This is a genomic window from Polycladidibacter hongkongensis (assembly GCF_001561995.1).
GTDB lineage: Bacteria > Pseudomonadota > Alphaproteobacteria > Rhizobiales > Stappiaceae > Pseudovibrio > Pseudovibrio hongkongensis.
Map to the genome: position 1 here is coordinate 199,992 of NZ_LLWC01000017.1, position 11,947 is coordinate 211,938.

Annotated in this window: 9 protein-coding genes; 8 read left to right on the forward strand and 1 reads right to left on the reverse strand. The window is 53.4% G+C overall.

From position 1 onward, the window contains the following. The first annotated feature begins 140 nt into the window (after nucleotides 1-140). The 8 genes from pal (at nucleotide 141) to serA (ending at nucleotide 10,731) form a co-directional block, all read left to right on the forward strand. Entirely contained in the window at nucleotides 141-635 is a 495-nt protein-coding gene (gene pal, locus AYK82_RS07420; RefSeq protein WP_156453285.1) for a peptidoglycan-associated lipoprotein Pal, read from the forward strand. A gap of 137 nt (nucleotides 636-772) precedes the next feature. After that, the gene (gene ybgF / locus AYK82_RS07425) at nucleotides 773-1,711 is read left to right on the forward strand and encodes a tol-pal system protein YbgF (RefSeq protein ID WP_068313477.1); all 939 of its coding nucleotides are present in this window, start codon (nucleotides 773-775) and stop codon (nucleotides 1,709-1,711) included. A 3-nt stretch (nucleotides 1,712-1,714) separates the two neighbouring features. Further along, nucleotides 1,715-3,061, forward strand: coding sequence for a tRNA lysidine(34) synthetase TilS (gene tilS, locus AYK82_RS07430; RefSeq protein ID WP_068313480.1), 1,347 nt, complete (start codon nucleotides 1,715-1,717; stop codon nucleotides 3,059-3,061). Between the two features lie 155 nt (nucleotides 3,062-3,216). Then, nucleotides 3,217-5,193 (forward strand): ATP-dependent zinc metalloprotease FtsH, encoded by a 1,977-nt coding sequence (ftsH, locus tag AYK82_RS07435; RefSeq protein ID WP_082733801.1) that lies wholly within the window; start codon nucleotides 3,217-3,219, stop codon nucleotides 5,191-5,193. A 222-nt stretch (nucleotides 5,194-5,415) separates the two neighbouring features. Further along, nucleotides 5,416-6,762, forward strand: a complete 1,347-nt coding sequence (gene glmM, locus AYK82_RS07440) for a phosphoglucosamine mutase (RefSeq protein WP_068313483.1) — start codon at nucleotides 5,416-5,418, stop codon at nucleotides 6,760-6,762. A 173-nt stretch (nucleotides 6,763-6,935) separates the two neighbouring features. Then, a complete protein-coding gene (locus AYK82_RS07445) occupies nucleotides 6,936-7,688 on the forward strand; it encodes an outer membrane protein (RefSeq protein WP_068313485.1) in 753 nt (250 codons plus the stop codon). Between the two features lie 144 nt (nucleotides 7,689-7,832). Next, nucleotides 7,833-9,005 (forward strand): phosphoserine transaminase, encoded by a 1,173-nt coding sequence (locus tag AYK82_RS07450; RefSeq protein ID WP_068313487.1) that lies wholly within the window; start codon nucleotides 7,833-7,835, stop codon nucleotides 9,003-9,005. A gap of 133 nt (nucleotides 9,006-9,138) precedes the next feature. Then, the gene (serA, locus tag AYK82_RS07455) at nucleotides 9,139-10,731 is read left to right on the forward strand and encodes a phosphoglycerate dehydrogenase (RefSeq protein WP_068313490.1); all 1,593 of its coding nucleotides are present in this window, start codon (nucleotides 9,139-9,141) and stop codon (nucleotides 10,729-10,731) included. Between the two features lie 51 nt (nucleotides 10,732-10,782). On the opposite strand, the gene AYK82_RS07460 is transcribed toward serA, so the two are convergent. Next, a complete protein-coding gene (locus tag AYK82_RS07460) occupies nucleotides 10,783-11,730 on the reverse strand; it encodes a DMT family transporter (RefSeq protein WP_208976429.1) in 948 nt (315 codons plus the stop codon). Nucleotides 11,731-11,947: the final 217 nt, after the last annotated feature.

The window sequence follows — 11,947 nt, forward strand, 5'->3', positions numbered from 1 at the left end:
GGTGCGCCTTCTGAATGCATTGGTCATTCTGTTGTCGCCGCTGGGATAATACAAGGAACGCTGTGGTTTTCTTTTGGCCGGATGTGTTAGGCTGTGGCCATGGCGATGTGAACGGGCGCAAAAGCTCAGGAGCTGCAAGGATGCAAGGTAAAATGTTTGGTTTTGAGGGAGTGAAGCGCGCAGCTGTCGTGGGTGCGCTGTGTGTATTGATGGCAGCTTGTGCGCAGACGCGGCCAGAGCTGGCTGGCGGGGCGAACAACATTGCCGCAGGTACAACACAAGACTTTAGCGTGAACGTTGGGGATCGTATTTACTTCCTGAACGATCAAACCAGCTTGAGTGCCGATGCACAAGCGGTGCTGAATAAGCAGGCGCAGTGGCTTAAGGCCTTTCCAAGCTACAAAGTAACTATTGAAGGGCATGCGGATGAACGCGGGACCCGTCAATACAACATCGCTCTTGGGGCTCGCCGTGCAGCGGCAACCAAGGACTATCTGGTGGCGCGCGGTGTGAGTGCGCAGCGCATCAATACGATTTCCTATGGTAAAGAGCGCCCTGTTGCCGTTTGTAATGCTGAAACCTGCTGGAGCCAGAATCGTCGCGCTGTGACGGTGTTAACATCAACTGGCAGCTAATTTTGTGTCGGCGGGTGGGGCGAGATCCTGTCCGTTGACAGAAAACCGGGTTCTAGGCTCTTCCGGTTTTACGAAGAGAAAGCGCCGCGCAACCTTTGTGCTTCATTCAGGTTGTAAGTGGCCTTAGGAGTTTTGGAATGGCGAATATGATCGGCAAATCCATTGGTGTTGCGGGAATTGTTGCTTGCTTGGTTGTTGGTACCAGCAGTGCGCAAGCGCAGTTGTTTGGAAACAATGAAGATAAGACTGCACAAAACACCGCTCGTCTCGTACAGCTGGAAGATCAAGTGCGCACTTTAACCGGGCAGGTAGAAGAGTTGACTTACCAGCTGCGCATGCTGGAGGATAAGCTTCGGCGCGCGCAGGAGGATAACGAATATCGTATCCAGCAATTGGAAAATAGCAATGGTATTGCCAGCGGCGCTGTGCCATTGCCGCAAAGTGGCGCTGCGCCTGCGAAGCAAGGGCAGACACCGGCAAGTGCAGCAGCCGCGCAAGACACAGCGCAGGGCACTGGCGGCGGCCCGCTGGATCTCTCCTCGCTTGGAGCGCCGGGAGCGTTAGATACAACCAAGACAAGCGGCGAGGGTACGATCCTTGTTGGTGATGTCACAAACTCAACTCCTGTTGCCGGAGCTGCGGAGTTTGCAGGCAAGTCGTTCATGGGCGATGTGAATACGCTGCTTACGGGGGATGCGCAGGCGGACTATAACGTCATCTATGGTTTGTTGGTGGATGGCAACTATACGGCAGCTGCAAAAGGCTTTGATATTTACATTGGTATGTATCCAGACTTTGAGCTTGCTCCCAGTGCGCAGCATTGGCTTGGAGAAAGCTATCTGGCGCAGCGCGACTACAAACGTGCGGCAGAAGCCTTCCTGACCAGTTTTCGCGATTATCCAGAGAGTGAGTTAGCGCCGGAAAGCCTGTTAAAGCTGGGTGTTTCCCTTGTGGGGCTTGGTAGTAACGATACAGCCTGCGCCACATTTTCTGAAGTTATCGAGGTGTTTCCCTACGCAAATCCCAGCGTTTTGGAACAGGCGAAAACCGAACAAAAGAAACTTTCCTGCAAATAGTGGATGGGTGTGATTAGCTCTAAACGCTTAGTTCAGGAAGAAATCGATGCCCTGCTTGCGCCTGCCGTTGATGCAGGGCGAGTGGGGCTAGCTGTTTCTGGCGGGATTGACTCGATGGCAATGCTGTTGTGCTTTTGGCAATGGAGCAAGGCCTGCGGAGTAGGGTTGCGCGTTTTTACAGTTGACCACGGTTTGCGGGCCGAGGCCACACAGGAAGCGCAGTTTGTTGCAGACAAGTGTGCGGAGCTTGGCTTGCAGCATCAGATTTTACGATGGCAGGGGCAAAAGCCAAAGGCTAATATTCAAGGTGAGGCAAGGGCGGCGCGTTACGCGTTGCTGGAGGTTGCTGCCAGGGAAAGCGGTTGTGCGTATTTGTGTTTGGCGCATCACCGGCAAGATCAGGCCGAAACGTTTCTGTCGCGCTTGGCGCGGGGGAGCGGAGTTGAGGGGCTTGCCGCAATGCGGGTCGTCTCTAGACATGGCACCGGCGAGGTCCCGCTGTTTCGTCCATTTCTCCATGTCGCTCGCGAGCGTTTGAAAGCGACACTACAGGCATATGGCTGGGAGTTTGTACAGGATCCTAGTAACGAGAACCGGCAGTATGAGCGCGTCCGCCTGCGGCAAAGCCTTGGCGATCTTGCACAGCTTGGTTTGAGCGAGGCGCGCCTTGATAAGACAGCGCGGGCGATAGGACGAGCCGCAGATGCGCTTGCATTTTACCGACAAAAAGCGGAGCGAGAGCTGTGTCAATGGCATGCGGCTGGGTTTGTTCAGCTTGATTGCGCTGGGTTGAAGGAGCTTCCTAAGGAAATTGCCTTGCGCCTTCTAGCGTCGCTTCTAAGGCGGGTTGGTGGGGCTAGGTATACACCGCGACTTGTGCAAGTGGAGCGCTTGTTGCTTGCGCTGTGCGATACCCGCGCCTTTTCCGGTTGTGCTTTGGCAGGGGTTGAGTTGCGTCCCTTCACTGATCAGACTGAGAGTCGTGTGTTGTTGTGCCGTGAAATTGGCCGGTGTGGCATTAACCCGCTACAGTTGGCAGAGGGAGAGAGCGGGGTGTTTGATCGTCGCTTTCGAATCACGGCTCGAGTACCGCTTCGGGTGGATGCTTTCTGTTTATCCGATTTCTCTGCGCTTGGTGTTCCTGCGCCACGAGAGCTTGGCTTGCCATGGCCCAAACAGGCCTTTAATGGGGCACCACTGCTGGTTTTGGCAGATGGATCGCGCTATTTGCCTTGGTATGGGGCGCAAGGCGTTGTGCTTCACAACGGGGGGCGACGTGACACGTCCACTTGGCCCGCTGACATTCGCCCGGTTGATGTGGAGCGAGATTTGCGCTCTTCCGGCGATTAGAGTTTACCTGTGGCAAACTTTGCTGTCGTAAAATCGACAGCTCGCCAGTTTGTTGCTTGCGACACCTTGGCATATGCAGATTGGCTGCCTATGTTAAGGCGCAGAAAAGTTAATAACCGTCACGACCACCGCGCGAACGCGGTGAAGGGATCGAAATGAACACAAATTTCCGTAACTTCGCCCTCTGGGTGATTATCGGTCTTCTCCTTATCGCTCTGTTCAATATGTTCCAAAGCCCGACAGCGCGAAATGCTAGCAATGAAATTGCATTTTCGGAGTTTTTGACCAAGGTTGAGCAAAGCGACGTTCGCGAAGTTACAATCCAAGATCAGAATATCACCGGTGACTACACCTCTGGCGGTTCATTTGCGACTTATGCGCCGCGCGGAGCTCAATATGTCGAGTTGCTGCGTGCCAAAAACGTGCAGATTAATGCCAAGCCACCATCTGAGAATTTCTCGTTGATTGGAGCTTTGATTTCTTGGTTCCCGATGCTGCTGATTCTCGGCATCTGGATCTTCGTGATGCGCCAGATGCAGGGCGGTGGCGGCAAGGCGATGGGTTTTGGCAAGTCCAAGGCCAAATTGCTGACCGAGACAGCGGGGCGCGTCACTTTTGAAGATGTCGCCGGTATTGATGAAGCGAAGGAAGATCTGCAGGAAATTGTCGAGTTTTTGCAAGATCCGCAGAAGTTCCAGCGCCTTGGTGGCCGTATTCCACGCGGAGTTCTGCTTGTTGGCCCTCCAGGTACGGGTAAAACCCTGACCGCGCGGGCGGTGGCTGGTGAGGCTAATGTTCCGTTCTTCACCATCTCCGGCTCTGACTTTGTCGAGATGTTTGTGGGTGTTGGTGCTTCTCGTGTGCGTGACATGTTCGAGCAAGCGAAGAAGAATGCGCCTTGCATTATCTTTATTGACGAGATTGATGCTGTTGGTCGCCACCGCGGCGCCGGTCTTGGCGGCGGCAATGACGAGCGTGAGCAGACCCTTAACCAGCTCCTGGTGGAGATGGATGGCTTTGAGGCTAATGAGGGCGTGATTATCATTGCCGCGACGAACCGGCCAGACGTGCTGGATCCAGCGTTGCTGCGCCCGGGCCGTTTTGACCGACAGATCGTCGTTCCTAATCCTGACATTATCGGCCGGGAGAAAATTCTCAAGGTACACATGCGCAAGGTACCTTTGGCACCGGATGTTGATGTGCATACTCTTGCGCGTGGTACACCGGGCTTCTCCGGTGCGGACTTGATGAACCTTGTTAACGAGGCAGCTCTGCTGGCAGCGCGTCGCAACAAACGGCTTGTGACCATGAGCGAGTTTGAAGATGCTAAGGACAAGGTGATGATGGGTGCGGAGCGCCGCACACTGGTGATGAGCGAGGAAGAGAAAAAACTGACCGCTTACCACGAGGCCGGGCACGCGCTGGTGGCGTTGCATATGCCTGCGAGTGATCCTATTCACAAGGCGACAATTATCCCGCGTGGGCGCGCGCTCGGGATGGTGATGCGGCTACCTGAGAAGGATCAGGTTTCGTTGACCCGCGCTAAATGCCGCGCTGATTTGGCCGTTGCCATGGGTGGCCGTGTAGCGGAAGAAATGATCTTCGGCTATGAAAAGGTGACCACGGGGGCCGGTGGTGACATCCAGATGGCGACGAAGCTCGCACGAGCTATGGCGACGCAATACGGTATGTCTGATGCGCTGGGGCCTCTGCTTTATGGCGAGAATCAGGAGGAAGTGTTCCTCGGGCACTCTGTTGCGAAAAACCAGAGCGTTTCGGAAGATACGCAAAAGTTGGTGGATGCCGAGGTAAAACGCTTTGTTACCGAAGGACTTGAGAAGGCTGAGCAGATCCTGAAGGATCATGAGGATCAGCTGCATACAATCGCCCAAGGATTGCTTGAATACGAGACCTTAAGCGGTGATGAAATCGAGAACCTTCTCAAGGGTGAAGAACCAAGCCGTGATACTGGCGGTGATAGCAAGGCGCCGAGCAAGTCTGCCGTGCCAACCGCCGGTGCTAACAGCGCTACAAATGGTGCTAGTGACGGGACCTCTAGCGAAGGCAACAAGGCAAGCGAGTCTTCGGCATCGTCTGGAGATGCGCCAAGCACACCTGCGCCAGATGCATAAACATAGCTTTGAGATTAAAAATGAGCCTCGCCCCTGCGGCGGGGCTTTTTCTTTTTGGCTTTACGATTATGCATGGCGCATTGCGCTTGTGTAACACTGTGCCGCACAAATTGATGGGATGGATTGGCGGGTCTTAAGGAATTTTTCAGGAGCTTGTTTATAGTCCCTAACAAAATTGGATGGCAGCAAGCCAGTGAACTCAGAGTTTTTATGAGGGTGTTTATGACACGGAAGTATTTTGGAACCGATGGCATGCGCGGTACGGCCAACAGCTGGCCGATTACGCCGGAGATCGCGCTGAAACTGGGGATGGCCGCAGGCATCGTTTTCCGCCGTGGCAAGCATCAGCATCGTGTTGTTATTGGTAAGGACACTCGGCTTTCCGGTTACATGATTGAAAATGCGCTGGTGGCTGGGTTTACGGCTGTTGGCGTAGATGCATTTGTGCTTGGCCCCATGCCAACGCCAGGTGTGGCAATGCTAACGCAATCCTTGCGCGCTGATTTGGGGGTGATGGTCTCTGCTTCTCATAACCCTTTTGAAGACAATGGTATCAAGTTCTTTGGTCCTGATGGCTATAAGCTATCGGATGATGTTGAGTTGGAAATTGAGAGTCTTCTTGAGAAAGATCTAACCGAGCAACTTGCTGCGCCGGGAGATTTGGGGCGGGCAAAGCGCATTGAAGGCATGCGTGATCGCTATATGGAGTTTGCCAAGCGGACTATGCCGCGTGGGGTCTCGCTCGAGGGCATGCGGGTAGTCATCGATTGTGCGAACGGGGCGGCCTATAAAGTTGCGCCAGATGTACTTTGGGAACTTGGTGCGGAAGTGTTCACAATTGGTGTTGAGCCTAACGGCTATAATATCAACCGTGAGTGCGGCTCCACAGCGCCATTGGCACTAAGCGAGAAGGTGCGAGAGCTGCGGGCTGATATCGGCATAGCGCTGGACGGGGATGCGGACCGGGTCATCATCGTTGATGAAAACGGTAAGGTTGTCGACGGCGACCAGCTGATGGCGATTATCGCAAAGTCTTGGCATGAGGACGGTCGGCTGACAGGGAAGGGCATTGCGGCGACAGTCATGTCTAACCTTGGTCTTGAGCGCTTCCTTAACGGGTTAGGGCTGGAGCTGGCCCGTACCAAGGTTGGCGATCGCTATGTGGTGGAGCGTATGCGGGAAAGCGGATTTAATATCGGCGGTGAACAATCCGGACATATTGTGCTTTCTGACTTTGCGACAACCGGAGATGGGTTGGTGGCCGCACTTCAGATTCTCGCATGTGTTAAGCGCATGAAACAGCCGGTATCCAAGGTTTGCCAATGCTTTGAGCCCGTGCCGCAAATACTTCAGAATGTGCGATATGGTGTTGGTAAGCCGCTTGAAAATGAAACTGTTAAGCAGGCTATTGCAGAGGGCGAGGCTGCGCTATCCGGTATCGGCCGCTTGGTCATTCGTGCGAGCGGCACAGAGCCGCTCATCCGCGTCATGGGCGAGGCAGATGATAAGGATAAGCTGATTAGCGTCATTGAGAAGATTGTCGCCGCGGTAAAAGCAGCGGCAAGCTAGGCGCAGATTGACTGCTCGGTTTTTAAGAAGGGGTGGCATCGCCACTCCTTTTTCATTTCAGAGCACATTCACACAAACAAGGTTAATTTACTTGGTTAATAACTAGGTAATATTGACTTGCTATTAACTACGATAATGTGAGCCCATGACGGGCGTATTCTATGGATTTCCACATGTCGTTGTTGTCGCGCTCTCTCGGTTTTTTGGTGTTGCTTGCTGCTTTTCCCGCGGCTGCAGAGGATTTGCCAGAGCCACAAATTCAACATGATCCGATTTTGCCTATGATGGCGGAGCCGGGCGGTTGGTATTTACGGCTTGATGCGGCCTATCCTGCAGCCAATGGCGTGGATGGCGGTGCTGCCTTTCAAAACAATCAATTAGATCGCAATGCTGTAGTCGGCGCCGGTGTTGGCTATCGGTTTGATGAGATGTTAAGGGTTGATCTGAGTGCTGACTACCTGTTGGCGCGCCGTGCGCAAGGTACGTTGGCAGCGGCCCCCACGCAGGAAAGCGCTAGGATTTCCGGGCTTACATTTTTGGCGAATGCGTATGTAGACCTGCCGAATAGTAGCGCTCTTACCCCTTATTTCGGCGCGGGCATTGGTTCCTCCTATCTGATTACCGGGGATGTGGCCGCAACAGCGGCAGATGGGAGCGTGGCGCGGCATGGTGGCGCTCGGAAATGGTCGCTTGCTTGGGCAATGATGGCTGGCGTTGGACTGGAAATATCTCCGCAGTTAAGTCTTGATGCCGGTTACCGCTATATCAAATACGGGGCGGCACACAGCGCAGCGTATTATTCAGGTGGCAACATGGTGCGCACCCAATTTGATGGTCTTGATGCCCATGAGATTCGGTTTGGCATGCGCTACCAGTTTGATTCTGGAGTGATGCGTGCGCCGGGGGCTGTTCTGCCCGATTTTTAGTGGGTAGTTTGTCAGCGGTCTGGTTGGAAAAGCTAGAAACGTCCTTTTCAAAATTTTTTAGTTGACCTCATCTCAGCTTTGCCATAGACCAACCAGTGGGACACCCCTCCCCAACGAGGGGCGCCTATCTGAGAGGGTAGCTACATGGCTAATATTGAAACACCGGCAACCAAGCCGGCGAATCCGAATTTTTCTTCGGGTCCTTGTGCGAAACGTCCAGGCTGGAAACCAGCTGTACTGGAAGACGCACCACTAGGTCGTTCTCACCGTGCGAAAATTGGCAAGGCCAAACTTGCGCAGGCGATTGAGCTGACCCGCGAAGTTCTCGAAGTTCCTTCCGACTACAAAATCGGTATTGTTCCAGCATCTGATACAGGCGCTGTTGAAATGGCGCTCTGGTCTTTGCTTGGCGCGCGCCCTGTCGATATGCTGGCATGGGAAAGCTTTGGCGCTGGCTGGGTCACTGATGTGGTGAAGCAGTTGAAGCTTGCAGATGCTCGCAAGCTGGAAGCTGGTTATGGCGAGTTGCCTGATCTGTCGCAGGTCAACTTCGATCATGATGTTGTATTTACTTGGAATGGCACGACTTCTGGCGTTCGTGTGCCGAATGCAGATTGGATTCCGGCGGATCGCAAAGGGCTGACAATTTGCGACGCAACCTCTGCGGCGTTTGCGCAGGATCTGGATTTCACCAAGTTGGATGTGGTGACTTTCTCTTGGCAAAAAGTGCTGGGCGGTGAAGCTGCGCACGGTGTGCTTATTTTGTCGCCGCGGGCTGTTGAGCGCCTTGAAAGCTACACGCCTGCATGGCCACTGCCGAAGATTTTCCGCCTAACCAAGGGCGGTAAGTTGATTGACGGTATCTTTACCGGTGCAACGATCAACACGCCTTCCATGCTTTGTGTTGAAGATTACCTTGATGCACTTGGCTGGGCAAAAGGCCTTGGTGGGCTGCCGGCATTGATCGGCCGTGCGGATGCCAATTCCGGTGCAATTGCTGATTGGGCCGAGAAAACTGCTTGGGTTGACTTCTTGGCAACCGATAAAGCGACGCGCTCCAATACTTCAGTTTGTCTCAAGATTGTTGATCCCGAAATTCAGCAGTTGGATGAGGCTGCACAAGCCGCTTTTGCAAAGGCGATGGTGAGTGCTCTGGACAAAGAAGGCGTTGCTTATGACATCGGCGCCTATCGCGATGCTCCATCTGGTTTGCGGATCTGGGCAGGCGCTACCGTCGAGTTGGCGAATGTTGAAGCTTTGCTGCCGTGGCTTGATTGGGCATTTGCTCAGGAAAAAGCCAAGCTTGCTAGCGCTTAAGAGCTGATGCCGTTTGCGGGGCGAGGGTGCCCCGCGCCTTTGGAATACCAAAATTCCCAATATATGCTGCCACCGGCCGCGCCAATGTGCGACCGGTCCCCTAGACTATGCCTGCAATTCAAGGATGAGACCCGTGGCACCTAAAGTTCTAATTTCCGACAAGCTATCCGAACGCGCCGTACAGATTTTTAAAGATCGTGGCTGCGATGTAGATTTCCTGCCTGACGTAGGTAAGGATAAAGATAAACTCGCCGAGATTATTGGTCAGTACGATGGCTTGGCTATCCGCTCTGCGACCAAAGCGACGGAGAAAATCATTGAGGCAGCGACCAATCTGAAGGTTATTGGGCGTGCTGGTATTGGCGTTGACAACGTCGATATTCCTGCCGCGACTGCCAAGGGTATCATTGTCATGAATACCCCGTTTGGTAACGCTATCACCACAGCAGAGCATGCTATTGCGATGATGTTTGCTGTTGCCCGTCAGGTTCCTGCTGCTGATGCTTCTACCCAAGCTGGTAAGTGGGAGAAATCCAAATTCATGGGTACGGAGATCACCTCCAAGACCCTTGGCTTGGTTGGCTGCGGTAACATTGGCTCTATCGTTGCCGAGCGCGCAATTGGCCTAAAAATGAAAGTGGTGGCGTTTGATCCATTCCTTTCACCAGAACGTGCTGTTCAGCTGGGCGTAGAAAAAGTTGAGCTGGACGAGTTGTTCAAGCGCGCTGACTTTATCACACTACACACTCCGTTGACCGACAAGACCCGCAACATCATCGATGCTGATGCAATTGCCACTATGAAAGACGGCATTTACATCATCAACTGTGCGCGTGGTGGGCTTGTTGATGAGGTTGCCCTGCGTGCGGCGCTGGATAGCGGTAAAGTCGGTGGTGCGGCGTTTGATGTTTTCACCGAAGAGCCAGCAAAAGAAAACGTGCTGTTTGGTGCGCCGAACTTGGTGTGTACACCGCACCTTGGTGCGTCCACTTCCGAGGCGCAGGAAAACGTTGCGCTGCAGGTGGCTGAGCAGATGTCTGACTACCTGTTGAATGGCGCTGTAACCAACGCCTTAAACATGCCGTCCATTTCTGCTGAAGAAGCGCCGCGTCTGGCACCGTTTGTCAAACTGGCTGAGCAGCTGGGTTCTTTCGCAGGTCAGGCAACTGAAACAGCTATCAAAGGCATTCGCATCGAGTATGAAGGCGATGTTGCCGAGATGAATGTGAAAGCGATGACAGCAGCAGCCGTAACCGGTGTTTTGAAGCCGCTGTTGCAGACCATCAACATGGTTTCTGCACCTGCCATGGCGAAAGAGCGCGGCATTCAGATTGAAGATGTGCGCCGTGAGCGGCAGGGGGCCTATGAAAACTACATTCGTCTGACTGTTGTTACCGAGCGTCAGGAGCGCTCTGTTGCTGGAACCGTGTTTGCCGATGGTAAGCCGCGTGTTATCCAGATCAAAGGCATTAACATGGAAGCCGAGCTGGGCGAGAACATGTTGTATGTGACCAACGAAGATAAGCCCGGCTTTATCGGCCAGTTGGGCATGATCCTTGGTAATGCCGGTGTAAACATCGCTACTTTCAATCTTGGCCGTAAGACTGCCGGTGATGAGGCGATCTGTTTGGTGGAAGTTGATGGCGAAGTTAGCGAGGCAGTGACCGAGCAGATCGAAGCCATTTCGCAGGTGAAGCAAGCCAAACTGCTGCATTTTGCAGGCTAAGGGCTTTCAAGATAAAGTTTGAGACAAGGGCGGCCGTTGGCTGCCCTTTTTTTATGCGCGGTTTCGGCCCAGTTTGATTCTTCCTGAAATTAGCAACAGGGCTGTGAAGATGAGTGCGCCGCCAATCCAGTGATTGACTTGAAGTTTTTCGCCAAGGAAAACATATCCAAGTAAGATTGCAGATAGTGGCACGATAAGCGTGACCAGAGAGGCATTGGTGCTGCCCGCATCGCGGATTAGCTTGAAGTAAATGAGATAGCAAGCAGCGGTGCACACGAGGGCAAGAGCGCCTACAGCCACCCAAACACCAGAAGAAACGGAAGCCAATTCGACGAGCGCGATGGACTGGCCGGGGTTCCAGCTGATGAATAGCACCGGGATAAGCAATACTGATGCTCCAGTTAGTTGTCCCGCCGCAAGTGTGTAAGTGGAGTACCCCTGCATGCGCTTGGCTAACATGAATGCGAAGGCGTAGGACAGGGCGGCGGTAAGGCAAAGGACTTGCGGCAGGAATACACCGGCTTCGCCAGCGAATGCGTCTTGCCCGACGAGAACTGCAACGCCTCCTAAGCCTAGAATGGCCGCCACGACTTTAGCGACCGATAGGCGCTCATCACTTGTGGCAATTTGTGCGAGGAGCATTGTGAATATCGGCGTGAAGGCATTTAGCACAGCGGCGAGGCCGGAAGGAATGTACTGCTGACTCCAGAAAAGCAATGAAAAGGGGAGGACGTTGTTGATGAGGCCCAAGAGTAGAAAGATCGGGATATCCCGATAGGTTAATCGTACTGCGATTCCGGCGACTGCGGCGTATGCCCAAAGGGCGATGGAGGCAATAAAGACACGAAGAAACACCAGCGGCAGGGCAGGGATTTGCGAGACAGCTATTTTTGCCGAGAAAAAGGCCCCTCCCCATAAGCAGCCAAGCAGCAGCAAGAGGAACCAGCTGAGCAGCGACATTTGATTTGACGTAGTTGCGGATGCTGAGGCCTGACTCATTGATTTGGGCACTTTCAAAATACTTAAAAACAATCTTAGTTATCCTGTTAAAGAAATTTGAGCGATTACACCACCCATTTTCTGCTTGATGAAAAAACATCGCTTTTAGTTGCAGAAAACACCCTGAAAATTAGCGAGAAATGTGAGGAAGTGACTCGTCAGGCGAGCGGCTTCTCTATATAAGGTCATCGGATAAGCTCTTAATGGCGAGCGGGCT

Bases quoted from the DNA above. Each gene is read 5' to 3' on its own strand.
- pal (WP_156453285.1), top strand. From the start codon at position 141: ATGCAAGGTAAAATGTTTGGTTTTGAGGGAGTGAAGCGCGCAGCTGTC.
- ybgF (WP_068313477.1), top strand. From the start codon at position 773: ATGGCGAATATGATCGGCAAATCCATTGGTGTTGCGGGAATTGTTGCT.
- tilS (WP_068313480.1), top strand. From the start codon at position 1,715: ATGGGTGTGATTAGCTCTAAACGCTTAGTTCAGGAAGAAATCGATGCC.
- ftsH (WP_082733801.1), top strand. From the start codon at position 3,217: ATGAACACAAATTTCCGTAACTTCGCCCTCTGGGTGATTATCGGTCTT.
- glmM (WP_068313483.1), top strand. From the start codon at position 5,416: ATGACACGGAAGTATTTTGGAACCGATGGCATGCGCGGTACGGCCAAC.
- AYK82_RS07445 (WP_068313485.1), top strand. From the start codon at position 6,936: ATGTCGTTGTTGTCGCGCTCTCTCGGTTTTTTGGTGTTGCTTGCTGCT.
- AYK82_RS07450 (WP_068313487.1), top strand. From the start codon at position 7,833: ATGGCTAATATTGAAACACCGGCAACCAAGCCGGCGAATCCGAATTTT.
- AYK82_RS07460 (WP_208976429.1), bottom strand. From the start codon at position 11,730: ATGAGTCAGGCCTCAGCATCCGCAACTACGTCAAATCAAATGTCGCTG.